General features: G+C 72.1%; 18 protein-coding genes. 12 read left to right on the forward strand and 6 right to left on the reverse strand.

The window, feature by feature from the left end:
* Positions 1-57: 57 nt before the first annotated feature.
* Positions 58-789 carry a MerR family transcriptional regulator gene (locus ACWCXX_RS32435; RefSeq protein ID WP_451133527.1) on the reverse strand — a complete coding sequence of 244 codons (732 nt, stop codon included), beginning with the start codon at positions 787-789 and terminating at the stop codon, positions 58-60.
* Positions 790-969: 180 nt separating this feature from the next.
* Here ACWCXX_RS32435 and ACWCXX_RS32440 point away from each other — a divergent pair, with 180 nt between their 5' ends.
* Positions 970-1,446 carry a macro domain-containing protein gene (locus ACWCXX_RS32440; protein ID WP_451133529.1) on the forward strand — a complete coding sequence of 159 codons (477 nt, stop codon included), beginning with the start codon at positions 970-972 and terminating at the stop codon, positions 1,444-1,446.
* A 185-nt stretch (positions 1,447-1,631) separates the two neighbouring features.
* Here ACWCXX_RS32440 and ACWCXX_RS32445 read toward each other — a convergent pair whose 3' ends face one another.
* Positions 1,632-2,921: a phosphatase PAP2 family protein gene (locus ACWCXX_RS32445; RefSeq protein WP_451133531.1), complete on the reverse strand. Its 1,290-nt coding sequence runs from the start codon at positions 2,919-2,921 to the stop codon at positions 1,632-1,634.
* Between the two features lie 628 nt (positions 2,922-3,549).
* On the opposite strand from ACWCXX_RS32445, the gene ACWCXX_RS32450 reads away from it, so the two are divergent.
* The 4 genes from ACWCXX_RS32450 (at position 3,550) to ACWCXX_RS32465 (ending at position 8,224) form a co-directional block, all read left to right on the forward strand.
* Positions 3,550-3,975 carry a hypothetical protein gene (locus ACWCXX_RS32450; protein WP_451133533.1) on the forward strand — a complete coding sequence of 142 codons (426 nt, stop codon included), beginning with the start codon at positions 3,550-3,552 and terminating at the stop codon, positions 3,973-3,975.
* Positions 3,972-4,238, forward strand: a complete 267-nt coding sequence (locus ACWCXX_RS32455; RefSeq protein ID WP_451133535.1) for a hypothetical protein — start codon at positions 3,972-3,974, stop codon at positions 4,236-4,238. Before ACWCXX_RS32450 ends, ACWCXX_RS32455 begins: the two co-directional genes overlap by 4 nt.
* A 157-nt stretch (positions 4,239-4,395) precedes the next feature.
* On the forward strand, positions 4,396-7,071 hold the full coding sequence (locus ACWCXX_RS32460) for a M4 family metallopeptidase (protein ID WP_451133537.1): 2,676 nt from the start codon (positions 4,396-4,398) through the stop codon (positions 7,069-7,071).
* A gap of 184 nt (positions 7,072-7,255) precedes the next feature.
* Positions 7,256-8,224, forward strand: a complete 969-nt coding sequence (locus tag ACWCXX_RS32465; RefSeq protein ID WP_451133538.1) for an oxygenase MpaB family protein — start codon at positions 7,256-7,258, stop codon at positions 8,222-8,224.
* Here the strand turns inward: ACWCXX_RS32465 and ACWCXX_RS32470 are convergent.
* Together ACWCXX_RS32470 and ACWCXX_RS32475 are read right to left on the reverse strand one after the other, a co-directional pair.
* Positions 8,187-9,242 (reverse strand): LacI family DNA-binding transcriptional regulator, encoded by a 1,056-nt coding sequence (locus ACWCXX_RS32470; protein WP_451133540.1) that lies wholly within the window; start codon positions 9,240-9,242, stop codon positions 8,187-8,189. The two genes, ACWCXX_RS32465 and ACWCXX_RS32470, sit on opposite strands and share 38 nt — an antisense overlap.
* Before the next feature lie 161 nt (positions 9,243-9,403).
* Entirely contained in the window at positions 9,404-10,888 is a 1,485-nt protein-coding gene (locus tag ACWCXX_RS32475) for a M1 family metallopeptidase (RefSeq protein WP_451133542.1), read from the reverse strand.
* Between the two features lie 375 nt (positions 10,889-11,263).
* On the opposite strand from ACWCXX_RS32475, the gene ACWCXX_RS32480 reads away from it, so the two are divergent.
* From ACWCXX_RS32480 to ACWCXX_RS32500, 5 genes are all read left to right on the forward strand, one after another.
* Complete coding sequence (locus ACWCXX_RS32480) at positions 11,264-12,559, forward strand: M14 family metallopeptidase (RefSeq protein ID WP_451133544.1); 1,296 nt, start codon at positions 11,264-11,266, stop codon at positions 12,557-12,559.
* 74 nt (positions 12,560-12,633) lie between these two features.
* Positions 12,634-14,403: a BCCT family transporter gene (locus tag ACWCXX_RS32485; protein ID WP_451133545.1), complete on the forward strand. Its 1,770-nt coding sequence runs from the start codon at positions 12,634-12,636 to the stop codon at positions 14,401-14,403.
* Between the two features lie 48 nt (positions 14,404-14,451).
* The gene (locus ACWCXX_RS32490) at positions 14,452-16,089 is read left to right on the forward strand and encodes an ABC-F family ATP-binding cassette domain-containing protein (RefSeq protein ID WP_451133547.1); all 1,638 of its coding nucleotides are present in this window, start codon (positions 14,452-14,454) and stop codon (positions 16,087-16,089) included.
* A gap of 273 nt (positions 16,090-16,362) precedes the next feature.
* Positions 16,363-17,838, forward strand: a complete 1,476-nt coding sequence (locus tag ACWCXX_RS32495; RefSeq protein WP_451133549.1) for a chlorohydrolase family protein — start codon at positions 16,363-16,365, stop codon at positions 17,836-17,838.
* Positions 17,839-17,926: 88 nt separating this feature from the next.
* Positions 17,927-19,135, forward strand: a complete 1,209-nt coding sequence (locus tag ACWCXX_RS32500; RefSeq protein WP_451133551.1) for an amidohydrolase family protein — start codon at positions 17,927-17,929, stop codon at positions 19,133-19,135.
* Positions 19,136-19,185: 50 nt separating this feature from the next.
* On the opposite strand, the gene ACWCXX_RS32505 is transcribed toward ACWCXX_RS32500, so the two are convergent.
* Together ACWCXX_RS32505 and ACWCXX_RS32510 are read right to left on the reverse strand one after the other, a co-directional pair.
* Entirely contained in the window at positions 19,186-21,576 is a 2,391-nt protein-coding gene (locus ACWCXX_RS32505) for a Tex family protein (protein ID WP_451133553.1), read from the reverse strand.
* 160 nt (positions 21,577-21,736) lie between these two features.
* Positions 21,737-22,600 carry an SCO6745 family protein gene (locus tag ACWCXX_RS32510; RefSeq protein ID WP_451133555.1) on the reverse strand — a complete coding sequence of 288 codons (864 nt, stop codon included), beginning with the start codon at positions 22,598-22,600 and terminating at the stop codon, positions 21,737-21,739.
* Between the two features lie 130 nt (positions 22,601-22,730).
* Between ACWCXX_RS32510 and ACWCXX_RS32515 the strand changes: the two genes are divergently transcribed.
* Positions 22,731-23,693 carry a GlxA family transcriptional regulator gene (locus tag ACWCXX_RS32515; protein WP_451133557.1) on the forward strand — a complete coding sequence of 321 codons (963 nt, stop codon included), beginning with the start codon at positions 22,731-22,733 and terminating at the stop codon, positions 23,691-23,693.
* Positions 23,694-23,785: 92 nt separating this feature from the next.
* On the forward strand, positions 23,786-24,421 hold the full coding sequence (locus tag ACWCXX_RS32520) for a DJ-1/PfpI family protein (protein ID WP_451133559.1): 636 nt from the start codon (positions 23,786-23,788) through the stop codon (positions 24,419-24,421).
* Positions 24,422-24,431: the final 10 nt, after the last annotated feature.

A 24,431-nucleotide genomic window follows, 5' to 3' on the forward strand; every position in this document is an offset into this window, starting at 1 on the left:
CGGGGGGCCGGGGGGGGGGCCCCCCCCCCCCGGGGGCCCCCCCCCCCCCGCCGCGGTTCACTCCGCGGTGAAAGCGGCCCGCAACTCCTCCTTCAGCGACCGCTGGAACGCGGTCACCAGCGCCTGGAGCACCATCGGCTGCATATGGGCCGACAGCGACTTCATCGCCGCCACGTGCTCCGGATCCGACTCCCGCTCCCGGTACGGATCCCACACCTCGTCCCGGAACAGCCGGGTCAGCTCCTGGGCGGCGGACCGGGAGTGCTCCAGCAGGACCGTGCGGGCGGCCAGGATCGTCTCGTGGGCGATCGGCACGCCGAGCAGCTCGACCCCGAGCCGCAGCAGCCCCGGGTCCACCCGGTAGCTGCCGTCGGTCGGCTCCGCCCGCTCCAGCACCCCCATCGCGGCCAGCCGCGCGATGTCCTGCCCGGTCAGCGCCCGGCCCGCGCGCCGCTCCAGCTCCGTCCGCGTCACGTCCTCCGCAGTGTCCGGCGCCCAGGACGCCACCAGCGCGCGATGGATCGCCAGATCGTGCGCGCTCAGGTCCGGCGGCAGCTGCTCCAGGTAGCGCTCGATCGCCGCCAGCGTCATGCCCTGGTGCTGGAGTTCCTCGATGAGCGCGAGCCGGGACAGGTGCTCGTGCCCGTAGTGCCCGACCCGCCGCGGCCCGATCACCGGGGGCGGCAGCAGCCCCCGGGTGCTGTAGAAGCGCACGGTGCGTACGGTGACACCGGCACGCGCCGCAAGCTCGTCGACGGTGAGCGTCGGCTCCTCGGTCCCGGTCGCCATGTCTGCTCCTCGCGTCCCGACCCGGCGGCGGACTGCCGCATCTGCGTCCATCAGGTGCAACAGTATTGCTGTCTCACCACTGTTGTGAAAGTGCCTTGTCCGCAGTGGTGGCCGCGTCGGCGTGCGGAGCGGCCACGGCCGTGATCTCCGGCTGTCAGTGGGGGCACCTACCCTGAAGTCATGCGGGAGATCACATACGTGCAAGGGGACGCCACCGCCCCGCAGGGCGGGGGCGTCAAGATCATCGTGCATGTCTGCAACGACCTGGGCGGCTGGGGGAAGGGCTTCGTCCTGGCCCTCTCGCGCCGCTGGCCCGGACCGGAGGCGGCCTACCGTCGGTGGCACCGGGAGCGCGCGGACAACGACTTCGGCCTCGGCGCGGTGCAGTTCGTCCAGGTGGGACCGTACGTGTGGGTGGCCAACATGGTGGGCCAGCACGGGATGCGCACCGGCAGCAAGGGGGCTCCGGTCCGCTACGGGGCGATCGACACGGCGCTGGGCGCGGTGGCCGACCGGGCGGTCGAGCTGGGCGCCTCGGTCCACATGCCGCGGATCGGATGCGGTCTGGCCGGTGGGAAGTGGTCCCGGATCGAGCCGCTGATAACGGACCGGCTGCTGAGCCGGGACATACCGGTCACGGTGTACGACTTCGAGTGAGGCGTGCCGACGGGCCGCCGTCGTGCGGGAGCGGTGTCGTGCCCGGGGCGATGCCGCGGCCGGGGATGTCGCGCTGCGGGTGGTGCTGCGCAACGGGTGAGGCTGCGTACGGAGCGGTCGGGGCCGGTCGCAGTGCGCGACCGGCCCCGACGGAGGGAATTCCGGCTGCCCCGAGGTGCCGTGGCTCAGACCGGCTCGGGCTGCGGTTCCGGTTGCCGTACCGGTACGGCCTTCGGGTCCCACTGCCTGGTGGTCCGTACGTAGCCGTAGATCACCGAGCACATCGCCAGAACGAGAAGCGGCCCGAACAGCCACGGAGCCCCGGCCATTTCCACCGACAGATAGCGGTACGACGTCAGCAGCGCGGTGAAGACCACCACACCGTAGGCGACCAGCTGGATTCCCGACCGGTCCCAGCCGCGGGCGTGCGAGCGCAGCGCCGCCTCGATGGTGAGGGTGAACACCACGCCGGCGATGAGGTCCGCGCCGTAGTGGTACCCGAATCCCAGCGTCGCGCCGAGCGTGGCGATCAGCCAGAACGTGCCCGCGATGCGCAGGACCCGTGGGCCCCTGCGGGTGTGGATGAAGATCGCGGTGGCCCACGCCGTGTGCAGACTGGGCATGCAGTTGCGAGGGGTGAAGTTGTTGAACGGCATGTGCTGCGGGGTGCCGACCGTCGTCAGCGTGTCCGGCCACAGGTCGGCCGTCGCCCAGTGCCCGCCGTCGACGCCGTAGGCGAAGATCGGCCCGACCACCGGGAAGATCATGTAGATGCCCGGTCCGAGGAGCCCGATCACCAGGAAGGTGCGCACCAGGTGGTGGTTCGGGAAGCGGCGCTCGGCCGCCACGTTGCGCAGCTGGTACAGCGAGGCGATGACCGCGGCCACCGCGAGCTGGACGTAGACGTAGTCGAGGACATGGGTGCTGATCGGGGCGGTGGCCTCGACGATCCGGCCCACCACCCACGACGGGTTGCCCAGCGCGTGATCGGCGGTCGCCACGTACTGGTCGAGCACCATCGGGCGGGTCTTCGACGTGATGAGCAGCCAGGTGTCGCCGGTCTTGCGGCCGGTCACCAGCAGCAGGCCCAGCCCCACGCCCTTCAGCAGCAGGACGCGTTCACGGCCCGTGCGGCGTGTGACGGCGATGACCGCACAGCCCAGGATCACCCACAGCGCGCCGCTGCCGAAGGGATGGCCTTCGTCGGCGGTCACCCTGGCGTCGATCGCCCACCGCACCAGGAAGATCGTGAGGTCGATGCCGAGCGCGACGCCGAGCGCGATGAACCGCTGCCGCCAGGGGAGCACCACCAGCATCAACGCCATGCTGGCGTACAGCAGGAAGCCTGATTTGGGGGCGAATATCACCTCCCGCGCCTGGTTGACGATCGGTCCCGGCAAGCCGTATTGACGCGCGGCTATCTCCAGCGCGATCAGGAATCCGAGGGCCGTCACACCCGCCGCGGCCCACAACATCACCCGTGGTCGACGCAACTCGGCGAACGGAATTGTGCGGTTTATTCGCGAAAACACCCGCGATGCTATAGGTATCAATTGTTTGGCCGATTTGTTAGATGGTGGTGGACTCGGTCACTTTTCGTGGCGGATGGCATGGTTTTCCGGCGAAGGGCGGGGGACGGGGGACGATCATCGTGAGTTCGAACATGCTAACGGAGGGGTAGGGGTGGGCTTCGCTGGTCACGGGTGGTGCGAGGACCGGCCGATGACGGCACGACCGGAATCCCGCAGCCGGCGGACGGAATCCCCCCTGGGCGCCTCGCCCCGGCAGGCACCAACACCCGCCGGATAATCTGACCGCCGTCGGTGGACGGCAGGCAGAAAAGGGGTGGGCCGGGTGCTGGGTGGCGAGACCGTGTGCGAAATCACCGACCGCCGTGGCGCGGTCGGCGGACGGGGCGTTCGCGGGGCCGTCGGCGACGCAGGAGCGGGCAGCGGTCCGTCGGAGTCGTACGACGTGTTCCGGGCCCGCCGGAACGGAGCCTGAACACTGCACCCCGCCCACCGGCCGCCGGACCCGATCGACGCGTCGCTGCTGACCCTGCTCGGCCTCGACGCGGAGGAGGACACGGTCTACCGCCTGTTCGTGGACCGTCCCGACAGCGAAGCGGGCGCGCTCGCAGGCCCGTTGGGCGGCCCCGCGGTCGCGCGCGCCCCCGACTCGCTCGTCGAGCGCGGACTCGCCGGCGCCGCACGGCCGGACGCCGACGGCACCGTCCGTTACCGGGCCGCCTCGCCCGTCCTCGCGCTCGGCCCCCTCCCGGAGTCCCGGCGGGCCGCGCTGCACCGGGTCGAGTCGCTCGTCGGCGACCTCACCGAACGTCACCGCTCCGCGCAGAGCCACGCGTCGGGCGCCCCGGTGGAGGTGCTGTCCGGTCCGGCGGCGATCCGGCGCCGCCTGCTGACGATGCAGCGGCAGGCCAGGGACGAGGTGTGCACCATGGTGCCGACCAGACGCGTGCCCCGGTGCTCTCCTTCGCGGACAACCACGCGGAGGTGGACTCCGAGATGACGCGCCGCGGAGTGACCGTGCGCAGCGTCGTCGAACGCGAATGGCTGGAACGGCCAAAGACCGCCGCCCTGCTGCACGTCGGTCTGACGGACGCCGCCATCGCCCGCCAACTGGGCCTGGGTCACCGCACCGTGCAGCGACGGCTGCACGCCCTGACGGACGAAGTGGGCGCCGTGACCCGCTTCCAGCTCGGCTGGTACGCGGCCCGCGCGGAATGGCTGGACGAGGAGAACGGCAACACGGTTCCCCCGCGGCGCCCCTGAGGCGTATTTACGCCACGGCATGTTCGCGCCAGCGCCATCCCTTGTTGGCGGAACCCGCGTACCGAAACATCGACCCCGTCAACCGAAAGGGACGCACGCGTTCCACGGGCAGCTGTGTGATGGGGAGGGCTCTGTGAGGAGAACGAGTATCCGGCGGATGCTGGCGACGAGTGTGGTCGCCGCCGCCACGGGATCGGCACTGCTGACCGCGCCGGCCCGGGCGGACGACGAACCCGCACCCGCCGCCACCGCGCCGGCGAGCACGGTGCCGGTGGCCCCCGCGATGACCCGCGGCCTGGACGACTCGGCCCGCGAAGGCACCCCCGCCCAGGCCGCCCGCGCCCACCTCAAGGCCCATCAGGACACGTACAAGGTCCCCGTCTCCGACCTGAGCACGGTGCGGACCACCGAGGACGGCAAGCAGTCCTCGGTGCGCTTCCGGCAGAAGCACGACGGCGTCCCGGTCTTCGGCGCCGAGTACGCGGTCCAGACCGAGGCCGTCGACGGCGGCCAGCGGATCACCTCCGCGACCGGCACGCTCTACACGGCCCTCACGGTCTCCACCACGCCGAAGGTGAGCGAAGCCACCGCGAAGCGGCGGATGTTCACGCTCGACCGCGGCCTGTCCGGGGTGCGCGGCGCGAAGACCGAGGCGCACGGCCTGTCCGTGCTGCCCGACGCCCGGGGCGGCAGGCTGGCCTGGCACTTCACCGTCACCGGCGGCAGGGCGAACGGCAGCCCGGTGCGCCAGGAGGTGTACGTCGACGCACGGGTGGGCGGCATCGCGCTCTCGTACAACAACATCGACGCGGCCGACGCGTCGCCCGCACAGGGGACGGGCGTACGCGTCGACGGCACCGAGGCGAAGCTGGACGTCAACAAGGAGGCGGACGGCTCGTACACGCTCGTCGACTCCACGCGCGCCATGTACCCGGCCACCGGCGGCCAGATCCGTACGTACGACGCCCAGCGCAAGCAGTACACGCTCGTCGCGGGCGGCCCGGTCACCGACGACATCCCGCTGAGCACCTCGGCGAGCGACCGCTTCGACGGCGCCAACACCTCCTCGGGCGCGGTCGACGCCCACCTGAACGCGGCGAAGGTCTACGAGTACTACAAGGAGCAGATCGGCCGGGACGGGATCGACGGCAAGGGCGGCACGGTCCACTCCGTCGTCAACGTCGCCTCCAACGGCAAGGACTACGCCAACGCGTTCTGGGACGGCTCCAAGATGGTCTACGGCCACATGGGCGGCGTACCGCTGTCCGTCGGCCTGGACGTCGTCGGCCACGAGATGACGCACGGGGTCACCGAGCACTCCGCCGGCCTCGTCTACCTCAACCAGTCGGGCGCGCTCAACGAGGCGATATCCGACTACTTCGGCAACGCCATGGAGACCGCCGACAAGGGCATCGCGATGAGCGACCCCACGTCCGGCCTCGTCGGGGAGTACCTCTGCAACGGCACCAAGCCGCTGGAGGAGTGCGCCCTGCGCGACCTGAACGACGGACGCAACGCGCAGAAGGACTACCAGCCCATCACGCTCGACATCGACAACGGCGGGGTGCACTACAACTCCACCATCGTCGGCGGCGCGCTGTGGGACATGCGCAAGAACCTCGACAGCAAGCTCGCCGACCGGATCGTCTACCGGTCCGCGCAGAACTACCTCACCCCGCTGTCCGGCTTCACCGACATGCGCAACGCGGTCACCCTCGCCGCCAAGTCCCTGCACGTCTCGGACGCCGACCTCGCCGTCATCGCCAAGGCCTTCGACGACCACGGCATCGAGACCGGCTGGGAGCAGAAGGGCGGCACGCACGACGGCACCACCATCGGCGCCGACGTCCTGCCCGCGTACGAGGTCTACAGCGGGACCGACGAGCAGGCCGCCCAGATCAACGGCGACGTCTACGCGATCAGCCACGGCGACGCCATCGCCTGGGACCGGGGCAGCGCCGCCTTCGGCATCACCGTGGGCCGCTTCGGCAACGAGTCGAAGCACGAGCTCGCCCAGAACGACGCCCACCTGCTCGACCCGTCCCTGGACGACGACCGCATCGTCTTCACCCGGATCACCGCCGACGGCATCGGCATCTACCGGACCGGCGCGAAGGGCCAGGGCGCGATCAAGAAGCTGGTCGACCGCCCGGACGCGGACGAGACCGAGCCGGTGACCGACAATGGCGCGCTCGCCTACATCAGCACCACCGCCGACGGCGAGCAGGACGTCATGCTCCGCAAGGCCGACGGCACCACGGTCGACGTGACCCCGGAGGAGGGCACCAGGGCCGCCCGCCTCGCGATGAAGAACGGCCGGATCGCCTGGGTGGGCGGCGACGGCACGTACGTACACGTCCACGACATCGCGACGGGCACCACACAGGTCAAGCGGATCACGGGCTTCCTCTTCGACTACGTCTCGGACATCCAGCTCACCTCGGACCGCGTCTTCTGGCGTGAGACGGGCGGCTTCCTGCTCCCGAGCTCGAAGCTCATGTCGGCCCCGCTCGACGACCTGTCCAAGGCCGCCAAGCTGCGCTACCCGTCGAGCGTGTACGGTGCCCAGTTCTCGGTCAACGACGAGTACTTCGCCTACTCCACGTACGACCTCTGGGGCGCCCTCGGCTCCTGGACCGGGCCGGGCAAGGTGAAGGTCTCCAGGACCGCCGACGTGCTCGCGGGCCTGAACGACTACACCCGCGTCTCCTGCTCCTCCGGCGCCCAGCTGGCCCCCTCGCTCGGTGACGGGCAGCGCATCGCCTGGCTGGACACCACCGCGGCGGCCACCGACGTGGTGACCCGCGCGACGTTCGCCGGAACCTGCGAGTAGTCCCGCACCGCACCGGCAGGAAAGGGCGCGCACCGGACTCCGGTGCGCGCCCCGCCGCCGTTTTTCCCCGCCCCCCTCCCCGGAGCACGACGCCCCCGTGCACACCCGGCCGGGACCCGATCGCATACTGGATCACAGGGGGCGAGGCGAAGCGCCACGCCCCGCCGTCCCTCGGGAGCACCGCATGAGCAGCGAAGCAGCACGGGGCACGCAGGGCACGCAGAGTCCGTGGGGCGTACGGGGTACGCGGGGCGGGCGGGGCGAAAACCCCGTCCCGCCCCCGCCCGGCGGCGTCCTGTGGAGCCTGTCCGGTGACGTCCGGGCGCTGCTGATGCTGCCCGCGGCACTCACCCTCCAGGTCGCCCACCCGGCGGTCGGCGCGGGTGTCGACGAGCACTCCGTCTTCCGCACCGACCCCTGGGGCCGCGGCGAGCGCTCCCTGCGTTCGCTCCAGCTCTGGGTGTACGGGGGCGAGGCGGCGGCCGAGGAGGGACGCAGGCTGCGCGCCCTGCACCGCACCATCCAGGGCACCGACGCCCGGGGCCGCCGCTACCACGCGCTGTCGCCCGCGAACTACGCGTGGGTGCACGCCACGGGCTTCCCCGTCTACCGGCACGGCGCCCGCTACCTGCTCCGCCCGCTCACCGACGCACAGGAACGGGCCCTCTACCGGGAGTGGCTCCAGGTCGGCAGGATCCTCGGCATCCACGACCGGGACATGCCGCAGACGATCGAGGAGTTCTGGCCCTACTACCGCACGATGCTCGCCGACGAGATCGGGACGAACGCCGTCGTCGAGGAACTGGTCGCCACCGACCGGCCGGTACCGCCGCCGGACCGCGGACCACTGCCGCTCAGGCTGCTGCTGAGGGCGCTGTGGCCGGTGTTGCTGCCACCGCTGGCCCGGTTCCGCCGCTTCGTCACCATCGGGCTGATGCCGCCGGACGCCCGGGAGGCGATCGGACTGGAGTGGACGGACGCGCAGGAACGGAGACTGCGCCGGTGGTGCGCGGTGGTGCGGCACATGGTGCCGGTGCTCCCCGAGCGGCTGCGCTATCTGCCGTACGCGCGCAGGGCACGGGCGGCGCACCGCGAGGCCGTCGGGCGCGGCGGACTCAGGCGGAACCCCGGCGCACCAGCTCGGTCGGCGTGATCACCGGCTCCTGCTCCCCGTCTCCTGCCCCGGCCCCCTCGTCGAGTCGCCGCATCAGCATCCGCACCATCAACCGCCCCATTTCCTCCACGTCCTGACGGACCGTCGTCAGCGGCGGATCGGTGGTCGTGGCTATCGGCGCCATGTCGTCGAAGCCGACCAGGGCCACGTCCTCGGGCACCTCGATCCCGCGCTCGCGCAGTACCCGCAGGGCGCCCGAGGCCATCAGGTCGTTGGCGGCGAAGACCGCGTCCGGAGCGGGGTGGCGGTCCAGCAGTTCCGCCATCGCCCGTGCGCCGCCCTCGACGGTGAAGTCGCCGTCCACGAGCAGTTCCGGTGCGCCGTCGGGCAGCGCGTCGCGGTAGCCGTCGATCCGGTCGAGGGCCGAGGTCTGGTCGCGCGGGCCGGCGATGTGCGCGATCCGCCGTCGGCCCAGGGAGACGAGATGGCGTACCGCCTCGGCGCCGCCGCCCCGGTTGTCGCAGTCGACGTACGGGACGGCCGCTTCACCGGGGGCGCCCGGCGGGCCGGGGCGGCCCCCGTAGACCGTGGGCACCCGGAACCGGCGGATGACCGCGGGGAGTTCGTCGTCCGTGTGCAGCGAGAAGGCCAGTACGCCGTCCACGTGACCTCCCGCCAGATAACGGGCGACCCGCTCGAAGTCCCCGCTGCCCTCCACCAGGAGCAGCACCAACTGGGAGTCGTGCAGGATCAGTTCACGGCTTATGCCACGGATCTGCCGGGAGAAGAACGGATCGGAGAAGATCCGGGACTCCGGCTCGTCGATGATCACGGCGACCGCCCCGTTGCGCCGGGTGACCAGGGTCCGGGCGGCGTGGTTCGGGACGTAGCCCAGCTCCTCGACCGCCTTGCGGACCCGCGCCACGAGCGGTTCGCGCACCCCCGCGCCGCCGTTCACCACCCGGGAGACCGTCGCCCGGGAGACCCCGGCACGGGCCGCCACGGCTTCCAGGGTGGGGCGGGCATCGCGAGGGGAATCGTGGGACGGGCCGGGCAAGGGACGCTCCTCGTACACGCGGGATCGGGCCGGGGACGGCCGCGGCCGGCTGGGCCGCACCGGCGCCGCCAGCCTATCCGGCGCCTCCGGCCCGCCACCGGGCGCCGTCGCCCCGCTCCGGAGAACGGGGCGACGGCGCCGGGACCCGGCCCGCGCGGCGGTCAGCGGTGGTCGTGGACCGTGTTCGTCGCCGCGATCTTCTTCCACGAGGCGGGCCGTTCCGGGGCGTTCAGCGCGTGCACGCCGGCCGCCGCCGGGGCCTGCGGGCGCGTCGGCTGGAACAGCCAGGTGTCGAACAAACCGGCGAGCGGCTTGCCCGAGACCCGCTCCGCGTACTTCACGAAGTCGTTCACGCTCGCGTTCCCGTACGCGTGCTCGGTCGGCCAGCCCTTCAGCAGCTCGAAGAACGTGTCGTCGCCCACCTCGTTGCGCAGCGCCTGGAGCGCCAGCGCACCCCGGTCGTAGACGGCCGCGTCGAACTGGTTGTCCGGGCCCGGATCGCCCGGCTTCACCGTCCAGAACGGGTCGTCGGCCGGGTGCTGGGCGTAGGTGTAGTCCGCGAGTTCCTGCGCGGTTCCCTCACCCTCCTTCTCCGACCACAGCCACTGGCTGTAGCGGGCGAAGCCCTCGTTGACCCAGATGTCCTTCCAGCCCTTGAGCGAGACGCTGTCGCCGTACCACTGGTGCGCCAGCTCATGGACGACGACCGAGACGTTCGACCCGTTCGCGAACTGCCTCGGGCTGTAGAACGGCCTGGTCTGCGTCTCCAGCGCGAACCCGCTCCTCACGTTCGGCACATAACCGCCGAGCGCGTCGAAGGGGTACGGCCCGAAGACCTCCGTCAGCCACTCGGCGACCTCGGCGGTCCGCTCGACGCTGGCGCGGGCCGCCCCGTCGTTGGCGCCGAGGTCCTTGCTGTACGCGTTGACGACCGGCAGCCCGTCCGCCGTGGTGTCCGTGGTGATGTCGAACTTCCCGACCGCCAGCGTCGTCAGATACGTGGCCTGCGGCTTGCTGGAGCGCCAGTTGAAACGGGTCCAGCCGAGCTTCGAACTCTGCGACTGGAGGGTGCCGTTGCTGATCGCCTGGACGCCGTCCGGCACCGACACCGAGATGTCGTACGTCGCCTTGTCCAGCGGATGGTCGTTGCCGGGGAACCACCACGCGGCCGACTCCGGCTCCTGGGCGGCCACCGCGCCGTCCGGGGTGCGCACCCAGGACGTCCAGCCGTTGATCTTCACCTCGGAGGGCTTCCCGGCGTACCGCACGACCACCGAGACGGCCCTGCCCTTCGCCAGCGGGGCCGCCGGGGTGATCTCCAGCTCCTGCTCGCCGTTCTTCACGTGGCCGGCCTTCTTCCCGTTCACCCGCACCTCGGAGACGTCCAGTCCGAAGTCCAGGTTGAAACGGGAGAGTTCCTGGGTGGTCGTGGCGAGGATCGTCGCCGTGCCCTCCAGCAGGTCGGTCGCGGGCTGGTACTTCAGCCGCAGGTCGTAGTGCGACACGTCGTAGCCGCCGTTGCCGCTCGCCGGATAGTAGGGGTCGCCGATGCCCGGGGCACCCACGGTGCCCTCGGCGGCCGAGGCCGGGATCGCCAGCAGGAGGGAGACCGCGAGGGCGCTCGGGACGATGAATCTGCGGTGCACGAATGCTCCAAGTCGTCGGGGCGAATGATCTTTCGAACCGTCATGCCGACACTATGCAGCGACTGCCGCGCCGGTCGTGTCCGCGGCGGTCGCTGTCACACGATCGCCATTTCGCCGACACGACGGCAAGGGACTTTCGCATCATGATCACGTCAGATTCATCGACGATCGCCTCGCCGGGGCCGGGGCAGAACGCACTCTGTCGCGCGGGGGCCGACCGGGGTACCTTCCGCCCATGCCGATGAGCGCGGGACGCCCGCTCCGGGTGCGTGGCGGCGGACACCGTCGCGCCGGCCCGGGGAGAGCCCCGCGCCGCAGCTCCCGGGACGCGGCGTCGCCGCGTCCCGCCCACCGCATCCCGGGAGGCAGCCGCTCGTGAACACCCCTACCCCCTCCGCCCGCCGCCGCGCGCTGTTGGCGTTCGCGGCCGCCGTGCTGGCCGTGCCCCTGTGCGCCGCACCGGCCGGGGCGGCGCACACCCCGCCCCGCACCGGCTTCGAGACCAGCGCCGGGGCCCGCTGGACCGGGCAGCCGGAGGAGCAGTCCTTCCTGGCCGCCGTCGACCGGGGCAGCGACCGGGTCCGCGTCGACCGGATCGGCACGACGGAACAGGGCCGCCCGCTCCAGTTGGTCCGGATCGGCAACCAGCGGACCGCCACCGGCACGGTGCTGCTGATCTGCAGTCAGCACGGCGACGAACCGGCCGGCCGCGAGGCGTGCCTGACGACCGTCCGCGACCTGGCGTACGCCAGGGACGCGGCGACCCGCGCGTTCCTCTCCCGCACGAACGTCCTCGTCGTCCCCACCGCCAACCCCGACGGACGCGCCGCCGACACCCGCGGCAACTCCGACGGGGTCGACATCAACCGCGACCACATCGCGCTGCGGACCGCCGAGGCCCGTGCCGTCGCTGCGGTGGTCCGGGACCGGAAACCCGATGTGATCTACGACCTGCACGAGTACGGCGCCACCCCGCCGTACTACGACAAGGACCTGTTCGTCCTGTGGCCCCGCAACCTCAACGTCTCCACCGGGGTGCACGGCGAATCGCAGACCCTGGCCGACCGCTACGTACGGCCCGCCGCCGCGGAGGCCGGATACGGCAGCGGCGTCTACGGCATCTGGACCGACCCGGTCACCGGGGACCCGATCAAGCAGACCGCGGGCGACGGACAGGAGCGCATCCTGCGCAACACCTCCGGCATCAAGCACGCCGTCGGCCTCCTCGTCGAATCCCGCGTCGACGCGCTGAGCGAGGCCGAGAAGGCCGACCCCGCGCTCAACGGCCGACGCCGCGTCGACTCCCAACTCGCCGCACTCGACGGGCTTTTCGCGTTCACCGACGAACACCGCGGAAGGATCGGGGCCGCCACCGCCGCGTCCCGGGCGGAGGGATTCCGGGACCGCGGACCGGTGTACCTCGGCGGCGCCGACAACCAGGCGCCCGAAGCGGACCGCGTCCTCCAGGACCCGCCGTGCGGATACCGGCTCACCCGGGAGCAGTTCGACGAGGTCGGGGACGAACTCGCGCTGCACGGCGTGGTCTCCCGGCACGACGGTGACGGAGCGTACGTACCGATGCGGCAGGCGGCCCGCGAGCTGATCCCCCTCCTCCTGGACAGGAGGGCGACATATCACCTCACAAACGGTCAAGCCGATACCGCTTGTTGATCCCATGAGATGAGCGCCGCGTGTGGTACTGCCTACGGAGAGCGAAAAAAGAGCTTCCGTGAAAGGTGCCATGCGTGTCGCAGGACGAACAGAGAACGGGCGGCCGGGGGGATCTGCCGGTGACGGCGGACCTCCTCGGTGACCCGGCCCAGGAACGGCACCCCATGACGGACCGGGCGGTGTTCGGCGTCACCGCCGGCCTCACCCTCGCCTTCGTGGTGTGGGGAGCCACCGCCACCGACTCGCTGGAGGACATCTCCAGCTCCATGCTCAACAGCCTGATCCACAACGGTGGCTGGGCCTTCATGCTGGCCGCGTCCGGCTTCGTCGTCTTCGCCCTCTGGCTCGCAGTCAGCCGCTACGGCAACATCTCCCTCGGCCAGGAGGGGGAGGAGCCCGAGTTCCGGACCGTGTCCTGGGTCGCCATGATGTTCAGCGCCGGCATGGGCATCGGCCTGATGTTCTACGGAGTCAGCGAGCCGCTCGCCCACTTCACCGCCCCGCCGCCCGGCACCCGTCCCGCCGACGCCGCCGAGGCGATGCAGACGGCGATGGCCACCACCCTCTTCCACTGGACGCTCCACCCCTGGGCGATCTACGCCGTCGTCGGCCTGGCCATCGCGTACAGCACCTTCCGGCGCCGCAGGCGACAGACGATCAGCGCCGTCTTCGAGCCGCTCATCGGCGCCCGGCACGCCCACGGCGGGATCGGCCGGCTGATCGACGTCCTCGCCATCTTCGCCACGCTCTTCGGCTCCGCCGCGTCGCTGGGCCTCGGCGCCCTCCAGATCGGCAGCGGCTTCCACGAACTGCACTGGAAGGAGAAGACCGGCACCGGACTCCTGGTCCTGATCATCGCGGTCCTGACCGTGGCCTTCGTCGCCTCGGCGGTCTCCGGCGTCGAGAAGGGCATCCAGTGGCTCTCCAACACCAACATGGTGCTGGCGCTGCTCCTGGCCGTCTTCGTCTTCGTCGCGGGCCCCACCGTCATCGTGCTCGACCTGCTGCCCACCTCGGTCGCCGCCTACTTCGGCAACCTGGCCCAGCTCGCCGGGCGCACCGAAGCCACCGGCAAGGGCGACGTGGCCGAATGGCTCGGCAGCTGGACCGTCTTCTACTGGGCCTGGTGGATCTCCTGGACGCCCTTCGTCGGCATGTTCATCGCCCGCATCAGCCGCGGCCGGACGATCCGGCAGTTCATCGGCGGGGTCATCCTGGTGCCCAGCGCCGTCAGCCTGTTCTGGTTCGCGATCTTCGGCGGTACGGCGATCGACCTCCGCGAGGCGGGCAGGCTCGGCGGGGCCGTGACCCAGGAGGCCCAGCTCTTCGGAGTGCTCCAGCAGTTCCCGATGGCCACGGTGACGAGCCTGGTGGTGATGGTCCTGGTCGGCATCTTCTTCGTCTCGGGCGCGGACGCCGCCTCCATCGTCATGGGCACCCTCTCCCAGAAGGGCGTCCTCGAACCGGCCAGGTGGGTCGTCGTCTTCTGGGGCGTGACCACCGGTGCGGTGGCCGCGATCATGCTGCTCATCGGCAACGGCGGGGGTGACGCCCTCGCCGGACTCCAGAACCTGACGATCCTGGTCGCCGCGCCGTTCACCCTCGTGATGATCGGCATGTGCGTGGCGCTGATGCGGGACCTGCGCCAGGACCCGCTGATCGTACGGCGCGAATTCGGCGTGGAGGCCGTGGAGTCCGCGGTCATCGAGGGGCACGCGAAGTACGCCGGCGACTTCGAGATCCGGATCGGTCCGGGCGGCAGCCGGATCACCACCGGACTCCACGAACCCGGCACGCCCCCGCCGGGCACTTCCTCCGGGCCCGCGAAGACACCGGGTGGCTGACGGCCGCACGGCGTCGGGCACGGGGCAGCCCTTAGGATCGGCACCCTGATGACTGCCACTCTTGTCGCCAAGGATCTCGCCGCCGGACACGGCGACCGCACGCTCTTCGCCGGGCTCGACCTCGTCGTCGCGCCCGGGGACGTGATCGGTCTCGTCGGAGTCAACGGCGCCGGGAAATCGTCCCTCCTCCGGCTGCTCGCCGGACTCGACCGGCCGGAGGAGGGGGAGCTGCGGCTCTCCCCGCCCACCGCCACCGTCGGCCACCTCCCGCAGGAGCCGGAGCGGCGGCCGGGCGAGACGGTGCGGGAGTTCCTGGCCCGCCGCACCGGTGTCGCCGAGGCGCAGGCCGCGATGGACGCCGCGACGCAGGGCCTGGTCGACGGGGCACCGGGCGCGGACGACGCGTACGCCGAGACCCTGGAGCGCTGGCTGTCCCTCGGCGGCGCCGACCTGGACGAGCGCGCCGCCGAGGTCGCGGACGACCTCGGACTGACCGTCGGGCTCGACCTGCCGATGACCGCGCTCTCCGGCGGCCAGGCCGCCCGCGCGGGCCTGGCCTCCCTCCTGCTCTCCCGCTACGACGTCTTCCTGCTGGACGAGCCCACCAACGACCTCGACCTGGACGGTCTGGAACGGCTGGAGCGCTATGTCTCCGGGCTGCGCTCGGGCACCGTGGTCATCAGCCACGACCGCGAATTCCTGATGCGCACGGTCACCAAGGTCCTCGAACTGGACCTGGCCCAGCAGCAGATCAACCTCTACGGCGGCGGCTACGCGGCCTATCTGGAGGAGCGCGAGCGGGCCCGCAGGCACGCCCGCGAGGAGTACGAGGAGTACGCCGACAAGCGCGCCGCCCTCGAAGGGCGCGCCCAGACCCAGCGGGCCTGGATGGAGAAGGGCGTCAAGAACGCCCGCCGCAAGGCCACCGACTCCGACAAGGTCGGCCGCAAGTTCCGCAGCGAGTCGAGCGAGAAGCAGGCCGCCAAGGCACGGCAGACCCAGCGCATGATCGAACGGCTCGACGTCGTCGAGGAACCGCGCAAGGAGTGGGAGCTGCGGATGGAGATCGCCGCCGCCCCCCGCTCGGGCTCGGTCGTCGCGACCCTGCGCGAGGCGCGGGCCGCACGCGGCGACTTCGTCTTCGGCCCGGCATCGCTGCAGATCGACTGGGCGGACCGGGTCGCCATCACCGGTGCCAACGGGGCGGGCAAGTCCACGCTCCTCGCCGCGCTGCTCGGCCGCCTCCCGCTGGACTCCGGGCACGCGTCGCTCGGTTCGGGCGTGGTGGTCGGCGAGGTCGACCAGGCGCGCAAGCTCTTCCACGGCACGGAATCGCTGCTGGAGGCGTTCTGCACGGCCGTGCCCGACACCGAACCGGCCGAAGTGCGCACGCTGCTCGCCAAGTTCGGCCTGCGCGCGGACCATGTGACGCGCTCCGCGACGACCCTCTCCCCGGGCGAACGCACCAGGGCCGCCCTCGCCCTGCTCCAGGGCCGGGGCGTCAACCTCCTCGTGCTCGACGAGCCGACGAACCACCTCGACCTGCCCGCGATCGAGCAGCTGGAATCGGCGCTGGAGTCGTACCCCGGGACCCTCCTGCTGGTCACGCACGACCGGCGGATGCTGGACGCGGTGCGGACGACGCGGCGCGTCGAGGTGGCGGCGGGGAAGGTGACGGAGGTCTGAAACCCCGGGCCGGGGCACCGGCCGCGGCCCGAAGGGCAGGAGCCCGGGGCGGCCGGGGCCGGAAGGCCGAAGAACACGGGCCCGTACGCCTGGTTGGTATGCCAAACGGGTGGCCGGTTCGGTGAGATTCACTCAGGGCGGCAGGGAACCCCTGGAGGCGTGTGTGCGCCGTCCAGGGGTTCCTGATTTTGGTATGCCAAGTGTTAATGTCGGTTCGGCCGTGGACCGCCCTCCGGCCGGAACGGTCCTGACACCGCATCCGCAGGAGACCCCGTGCGAACCCGCTGGCGCGCCGCCCACGTCCTCGCCCACCGCGACGGAGCCCACGCGCTGCTGCGCGACGGCGAGATCGTGTGGGACGGGGACACGATCGTGTACGTCGGAACGCGGTACGACGGCCCGGTGGACGAGGAACTGGACCTCGGCGAGGCACTGGTGATGCCCGGCCTCATCGACCTGGACGCCCTCACCGACATCGACCACCTCGTCCTGGACTCCTGGGCGACGCCGGAGCGCAGCGGCGGACTCCTCTGGTCGCGGGAGTACTTCACCGACCGGCGCCACGACGTCTTCACACCGGCGGAACGGGCCACCGTCCGCGAATACGCGCTCGTCCAGCTGGCACTGCACGGCATCACCACCTACATGCCCATCGCGTCGGAGGTCCACAGCGCCTGGGCCGAGCCGTACGACGAACTCGTCGCCATGGCGCGGACGTCCCGGCGGATCGGCCTGCGGGGCTACCTGGGGCCCGCCTACCGGTCCGGCGTCAACGTGACGCTGCCCGACGGCGGCCGGGGCGTCGAGTTCGACGAGGAACGCGGCCGTGCGGGGCTGCGGGACGCCGTGCGCTTCCTCGACCACACGGCCGCGCTGGCCGACCCGCTGGTCAACGGCGTGCTGCTGCCGTGCCGCATCGAGACGCTCACCGAGGAACTCATGCGGGAGACCGCCGAGGTCGCACGGCGCCGCGACGTCCTCGTACGACTGCACTGCCTGCAGGGCATGAGCGAACGCAACCTCGTACGGGAGCTGCACGGCACCACCCCGCTGCGCCTGCTGGAGCGCACCGGGCTGCTGGAAACCCGGCTCCTCGTACCGCACGGCATCGTGATCGACCGGCACCCCGACGTGCACGGCGAGGACCGCGGCGACCTGGCGACCCTCGCCGCCGCTGGTGTCTCGGTCGTCCACTGCCCGCAGACCTCGCTGCGCTACGGGCAGGTGCTGCACTCCTTCGACGCGTACCGGCGCGCGGGCGTCAACCTCTGCCTGGGCACCGACTCCTTCCCGCCGGACCTGATCCGGGGCATGGACCTCGGCGTCCACCTCGCGAAGGTCGTCGACGGACGCGCCGACGCGGCACCCGCCGAGCGCTACGTCGAGGCGGCCACCCTCGGCGGTGCCCGCGCGCTCGGCCGCACCGACCTCGGACGGCTGGAACCGGGAGCGCAGGCCGACCTCGTCGCGTTCCGGCTGGACGACATCCGCGACGGCGTCCAGGACGACCCCGTCCGCACCTTCCTGCTGAACGGCACCGCCCGGCAGGCCTGCCACTCCGTCGTGGCGGGACGCCCGGTCATGACCGACGGCCGGATTCCCGGGATCGACCTGGCGAACCTGCGCCGCCGCGCCCAGGACCTGTTCGACCGGATGCGCGCCGCGTACACCGAGCGCGACCTGCTCCGCCGCGACACCCCGGAGCTGTTCCCGCCGACGTTCCCGCCGTTCCGGGAGCCCACCGCGTGACGTGAACGCACCGCACGGTTCACCCGGTTCACCAGGGGCGGCCACCCCCGACCCCGCCTGCCGCGCCCGAGACAAGGAGAGGCACCCCATGCTGATCACGAACGTCCGTCCCTGGGGCGGCGAGCCGTGCGACATCGAGATCGAGAACGGCACGATCACCGCACTCGCCCCGCACGACCCGGACCGCGCCACGGCCGACGACACCGTGGCGGGACGGGGGCGGCTCGCCCTGCCGTCGTTCTCCGACGTCCACTGCCATCTGGACTCCACCCGGCTCGGCCTGCCCTTCCGCCCCCACACCGGAGGCCCCGGCGTCTGGGCCATGACCATGAACGACCGCGCCCACTGGCGCGAGGACGAGTGGAGCGTCGCCGAACGGGCCACGCACACCCTGGGCCGCATGATCGAGCGCGGCACGACCCGCGTCCGCAGCTACGCGCAGATCGACGCGGACTGCGGACTGGAGCGGTTCGAGGGCGTCCTCGCCGCCAAGGAGGCGCACGCCGGACGGTGCGAGGTCGAGATCATGGCCTTCCCGCAGGCCGGCCTGCTCAAGGAGAAGGGCGTGCCGGAACTGATGGACCGGGCCCTGTCCGCGGGCGCGGCCGTCGTCGGCGGCATCGACCCCTGCACCCTGGACCGGGACCCGGTGCGCCACCTGGACGTCCTCTTCGACCTCGCCGAACGCCACCGGGCACCGATCGACATCCACCTCCACGAACCCGGCGCACTGGGCGTGTTCAGCGTCGACCTCGTCCTGGAGCGGGTGCGCGCCCTCGACATGGCCGGCCGGGTGACGATCTCGCACGCGTACGACCTCGGCGGCGTGGACGAGGCGACGACGCGCCGGCTCGTCGAGGAGTTCGCGGAGCTGGACATCGCGATGACGACCGTGGCCCCCGCCCAGCACCGGGCCCTGCCGCTGGCCGAACTGACGGCCGCCGGTGTGCGGGTCGGCCTGGGCGAGGACGGCCAGCGCGACTTCTGGTCGCCCTACGGCAACGGGGACATGCTGGACCGGACTTGGCAGCTGGCCTTCACCAACCGCTACCGCGCCGACGAGCTGATCGAGCACTGCGTGGCCGTCGCCGGCCGCGGCGGCGCCTCGATCCTCCACGCGGGCCTGCCGCGTCTGGCCTCCGTCGCCGACCGCCCCGGCGTCGCCGTGGGCGACGCCGCCGATCTGCTGCTGGTCGAGGGCGAGACGGTGACCTCCGCCGTCATGGACCGCAGCGACGACCGCACGGTCCTGCACGCGGGCCGGGTCGTCGCCGACGGCCTGGAACTCGTCGGCTGACCGACCGGGCCGGGGGAGGGGCACGCCGCGGGCGCACCCCTCCCGCCCCGTCACCGCTTCCTTCCGCCCTGTTCCGGATCGGCCAGCCCGGCCCGCCGCAGGGCGTCCGCCATCGCGCTGTTCACAGGCGCCGGGGCCTGGCGGGCGGGGGCGCCACCACCGCGCCGGTCGCGCCCCTGACCGCCGCGCGGCCCGCCGCCGCCCTGCCCCTGGCGCTGGCGAGGCGGACGCCCGCCGCGCTCGCCGCCGCCCGGGGCCGCCGCGCCCGTCGCCCCGTCCTCCAGCCGCAGCGTCAGCGAGATCCGCTTCCGCGGGATGTCGACGTCCATGACCTTGACCTTCACGATGTCGCCCGGCTTCACGACGTCCCGCGGGTCCTTCACGAACGTCCGCGACATCGCCGACACGTGCACCAGACCGTCCTGGTGCACACCGACGTCCACGAACGCGCCGAACGCCGCGACATTGGTGACGACGCCCTCCAGCACCATCCCGGCCGCCAGGTCGCCGATCTTCTCGACGCCCTCCTTGAAGGTGGCCGTACGGAACGCCGGACGCGGGTCGCGCCCCGGCTTCTCCAGCTCCTTCAGGATGTCGGTGACCGTCGGCAGACCGAACTTCTCGTCCACGAAGTCGTCGGCCCGCAGCGACCGCAGCACACCCGTGTTGCCGATCAGCGAGGCGACGTCGCCGCCCGTCCGCTTCACCATCGCCCGCACCACCGGGTACGCCTCCGGGTGCACGCTGGAGGCGTCCAGCGGGTCGTCGCCCCGGATGCGCAGGAAGCCCGCGCACTGCTCGTACGCCTTCGGGCCCAGCCGCGCCACGTCCTTGAGCGCCTTGCGGGAGCGGAAGGGGCCGTTGGCGTCGCGGTGCGCGACGATGTTCTCCGCGAGCCCCGAGCTGATCCCCGACACCCGCGAGAGCAGCGGCGCGGAAGCGGTGTTGACGTCGACGCCGACACCGTTCACACAGTCCTCGACGACCGCGTCCAGAGAGCGCGACAGCTTCACCTCGGACAGGTCGTGCTGGTACTGGCCGACACCGATCGACTTCGGGTCGATCTTCACCAGCTCCGCGAGGGGGTCCTGCAGCCGCCGCGCGATCGAGACGGCGCCGCGCAACGACACGTCCATGTCGGGGAGTTCCTGCGAGGCGAAGGCCGATGCCGAGTACACGGACGCGCCCGCCTCCGACACCATCACCTTGGTGAGCTTCAACTCCGGGTGCTTGTCGATGAGTTCACCGGCGAGCTTGTCGGTCTCGCGGGACGCCGTGCCGTTGCCGATCGCGATCAGGTCGACGTCGTGGGCCTTCGCCAGCCGCGCCAGCGTGGCCAGCGACTGGTCCCACTTGTTCGCGGGCACGTGCGGGTGGACGACGTCCGTCGCGACGACCTTGCCGGTCGCGTCGACGACGGCGACCTTCACGCCCGTACGGAAACCGGGGTCGAGCCCGAGCGTGGCCCGCGTCCCGGCCGGCGCGGCCAGGAGCAGGTCGCGCAGGTTCGACGCGAAGACGCGCACCGCCTCGTCCTCCGCCGCCGTGCGCAGCCGCAGCCGCAGGTCGATGCCGAGGTGCACCAGGATGCGGGTCCGCCAGGCCCAGCGCACGGTGTCGCCGAGCCACTTGTCGGCGGGACGGCCCCGGTCGCTCACCCCGAAGCGCCGGGCGACCAGGTTCTCGTACGACGAGGGGCCGGGAGCGTCGGACGGCTCCTCCGGTTCCAGGACCAGATCGAGCACGTCCTCCTTCTCGCCCCGGAGCATCGCGAGCACCCGGTGCGAGGGCAGGTCGGTGAACGGCTCGGCGAAGTCGAAGTAGTCGGCGAACTTGGCCCCCGCCTCCTCCTTGCCGTCCCGCACCCGGGCGGTCAGCCGCCCGCGCGTCCACATGCGCTCGCGCAGCTCGCCGATCAGATCCGCGTCCTCGGAGAACCGCTCGGTGAGGATGGCGCGGGCCCCCTCCAGCGCCGCCGCGCCGTCAGCGACCCCCTTGTCGGCGTCGACGAAGGCGGCGGCAGCGGCGAGCGGCTCCACCGAGGGATCGCCGAGCAGGCCGTCGGCGAGCGGTTCGAGCCCCGCCTCCCGGGCGATCTGCGCCTTCGTGCGCCGCTTGGGCTTGAACGGCAGGTAGATGTCCTCAAGACGCGCCTTGGTCTCGGCAGCCCGGATCTGCGCCTCCAGCGCCGCGTCCAGCTTGCCCTGCTCGCGCACGGAATCGAGGATCGCCGTGCGGCGGTCCTCCAGCTCCCGCAGATACCGCAGCCGTTCCTCGAGCGTGCGCAGCTGCGCGTCGTCGAGCATCTCGGTGGCTTCCTTGCGGTAACGCGCGATGAACGGCACGGTCGACCCGCCGTCGAGCAGCTCGACGGCCGCCTTCACCTGCCGTTCGCGTACGCCGAGTTCCTCGGCGATCCTGCCTTCGATGGACGTCGTCACGGTTCTACCGACTCGCCTTCTCGTACGGGCTGTGCTTACCGGGGCGGGGCCCCTTCGCCTGCATTGTGCCGGGTGGCCGGGCGCCGTGTCGCCCGGCCACCCGGACCTCGCCCGCGACGGGCAGCGCCGTCGCGGCGCCCGTCGCGGGCGGGAGCGGCCGTCAGCCCTTGCCGATCAGATCGGCCGGGAACGCGCCCGCCGACGCCGCCGTGAGCAGGAAACCGCGCGCCAGCTCGGTGAGCCGCTCCACCCCTTGCGCGCCCAGGTGCTCGTACGGGGCCGCGTCCATCCGGTCCGTGGCCTCCTCCAGCTCCGCCCGGAGCGCCACGCCCTCCTGGGTCAACTCGCCCTCGGCGTCCAGGAGTCCGCGCCCGCGCAGCCGTTCGCGGGCCGCGTCCCAGTCGTCGCGGTGCCAGCCCCGGGTGGCGAGCACCCAGCGCGGGGACGTCCCCTTGCCGGTCGCCGTGTGACTGACCAGGGCCTCCAAGGGGTCGAGCCCGGCGGTCAGGAGCGCGGCGAGATGACCGTCCCCGCGGTGTTCGCGCAGCAGCGTCGTGGCGTGCCAGTACGCCAGATGAGGCTCCTCGGGCACCGGGAGATCGGCGTGGGCGGCGTAGAGCGGCCGGGCGTGTCGGGTGCACCCCTCGGCCGCGCGCAGCGCCAGCCCGGCCGCCTCGGCCAGCTCGGGGGAGGCGATGGTCTCCTCGCCCAACAGCCGCCGCAGCGTGGTGTCGACGGCTCGCAGCCGGGCGTCCAGGACCGCCTGCGGCGGGGCGACGGACCACACGGCGGGCAGGTGCCGGGCGACGAGGCGGTGGTCGAAGTTGTAGAAGGCGGCGGTGACCGCACCCGGACCGACGGGGCCCATCGCCGCCGAACGCGTGGCGAAGTAGACGGCGTTCGAGTCGTCGACGCCGAGCCCCGCGAGCTCCTTGCCGAGGTCCGGCGAGAAGTAGACCGTCGAGTGCAGCGGGTTGAGGGCGTTGTGGCAGCGGCGTCCGGCGCGCGGCGGAAGAGTACTCATGCCGGCACGCTACCGACTGGTCGGTACGTTCCGTAACCCCCGGACCGTCCCGCCCCGCGACCGGGCATGGCAGGAAAGGTGGGTTTCTCGTCATTGCGGACGCACCCCGGCGCCGCCCAGGATGGCGGACATGCCGCAGCGATCCGTGCTCGTCGTCCTGTACGACGGCGTCCAGAGCCTCGATGTGACCGGACCGATGGAGGTCTTCGCCGGGGCCTCCGGCTTTCCCGGGGCCGGGTACGAACTGCGCACCGCCTCGCTCGACGGCGCCCCGGTCCGCACCAGCAGCGGCCTGGTCCTCGTGCCGGACGGCGGTCTCGTCGGCGCGCGGCCGCCGCACACCCTGCTCGTCCCGGGCGGGGAGGGCACCCGTACCCCCGACCCGGCACTCGTCGACTGGCTGCGGGACAACGCCCCGCGGGCCGAACGCCTCGTCTCCGTCTGCACGGGCGCACTGCTGCTCGCCGCGGCCGGACTGCTGGACGGGCACCGGGTGACCACGCACTGGACGGTCTGCGACCACCTCGCCCGCACCCACCCGGCCGTCGAGGTCGACCCGGACCCGATCTTCGTACGGGACGGCCGGCTGGCCACCTCCGCCGGGGTCACCGCGGGCATCGACCTCGCCCTCGCGCTCGTCGAGGAGGACCGGGGCCGCGAGATCGCCCTCACCGTCGCCCGTCACCTCGTGGTCTTTCTGCGCAGGCCCGGGAACCAGGCGCAGTTCAGCGCCCAGCTCACCGCCCAGACCGCCCGGAGCGAACCGTTGCGCGAGGTCCAGCAGTGGATCAGCGAGCACCCGGACGAGGACCTCTCGGTCGGCGCTCTCGCCGCCCGCGCCCGGCTCTCGCCCCGGCACTTCGCCCGCGCCTTCCGGGCCGAGACGGGCCTGACCCCGGGCCGTTACGTCGAACGCGTACGGCTCGAACAGGCCCGCCGGCTGCTGGAGGACACCACCGACGGGGTCCTCGGCATCTCGCGCGCCTGCGGCTACGGCACCCCGGAGGCCATGCGCCGCGCCTTCGTCAAGGCCCTGGGCACGTCCCCCGCCGAATACCGCGGGCGCTTCCGCGCCCACCCCGCCGCCCCCTGACCACCGCCCCATCGACCACTGCCGATCACCGACCACTGCCGATCACCGACCAGCGGCATCCGGCCGGTGGCCGACCGGAGACGAGGAATGCCATGCAGATCGCGATCGTCCTCTACGACCGCTTCACCGCGCTCGACGCGGTGGGGCCCCACGAAATGCTCGCCCGCATCCCCGGCGGCGAGAGCGTGTTCGTCGCCGAACGGACCGGCCCCGTACGCAACGACACCGACAGCCTCGCGCTCGTCGCCGACAGGACCTTCGCCGACGTCCCGGCCCCGGACGTGGTGATCGTGCCCGGCGGCCCCGGCCAGCAGGACCAGATGGAGAACGAGGTGCTGCTCGACTGGCTGCGCACCGCCGACGCCACCAGCACCTGGACCACCTCGGTCTGCACCGGTTCGCTGCTGCTCGCCGCGGCCGGACTGCTGGAGGGGCACCGGGCCACCTCGCACTGGCTCCTGCTGGACGCGCTGAAGGGCTTCGGTGCCGAGCCGACCGGTGAGCGCGTCGTCGTCGACGGCAAGTACGTCACGGCGGCCGGGGTCTCCTCCGGCATCGACATGGGGCTCACCCTGCTCGGCCGGATCGAGGGCGACGAGCACGCCATGGCCGTACAGCTGCTGACCGAGTACGACCCGCAGCCGCCGTACGACGCGGGCTCACCGCACAAGGCCCCGGCGGCCGTGGTCGAGGAGTTCCGCGCCCAGCGCCACTACCTGCTCCGGTAGGGCCGGGCCG

This window comes from Streptomyces sp. NPDC001732, assembly GCF_053596315.1.

Coding starts and splice junctions, on each gene's coding strand:
- ACWCXX_RS32515 (WP_451133557.1), top strand. CDS start 22,731: ATGCCGCAGCGATCCGTGCTCGTCGTCCTGTACGACGGCGTCCAGAGC.
- ACWCXX_RS32520 (WP_451133559.1), top strand. CDS start 23,786: ATGCAGATCGCGATCGTCCTCTACGACCGCTTCACCGCGCTCGACGCG.
- ACWCXX_RS32440 (WP_451133529.1), top strand. CDS start 970: ATGCGGGAGATCACATACGTGCAAGGGGACGCCACCGCCCCGCAGGGC.
- ACWCXX_RS32510 (WP_451133555.1), bottom strand. CDS start 22,600: ATGAGTACTCTTCCGCCGCGCGCCGGACGCCGCTGCCACAACGCCCTC.
- ACWCXX_RS32455 (WP_451133535.1), top strand. CDS start 3,972: ATGACGCGCCGCGGAGTGACCGTGCGCAGCGTCGTCGAACGCGAATGG.
- ACWCXX_RS32490 (WP_451133547.1), top strand. CDS start 14,452: ATGACTGCCACTCTTGTCGCCAAGGATCTCGCCGCCGGACACGGCGAC.
- ACWCXX_RS32460 (WP_451133537.1), top strand. CDS start 4,396: ATGCTGGCGACGAGTGTGGTCGCCGCCGCCACGGGATCGGCACTGCTG.
- ACWCXX_RS32435 (WP_451133527.1), bottom strand. CDS start 789: ATGGCGACCGGGACCGAGGAGCCGACGCTCACCGTCGACGAGCTTGCG.
- ACWCXX_RS32500 (WP_451133551.1), top strand. CDS start 17,927: ATGCTGATCACGAACGTCCGTCCCTGGGGCGGCGAGCCGTGCGACATC.
- ACWCXX_RS32445 (WP_451133531.1), bottom strand. CDS start 2,921: ATGTTGTGGGCCGCGGCGGGTGTGACGGCCCTCGGATTCCTGATCGCG.
- ACWCXX_RS32465 (WP_451133538.1), top strand. CDS start 7,256: ATGAGCAGCGAAGCAGCACGGGGCACGCAGGGCACGCAGAGTCCGTGG.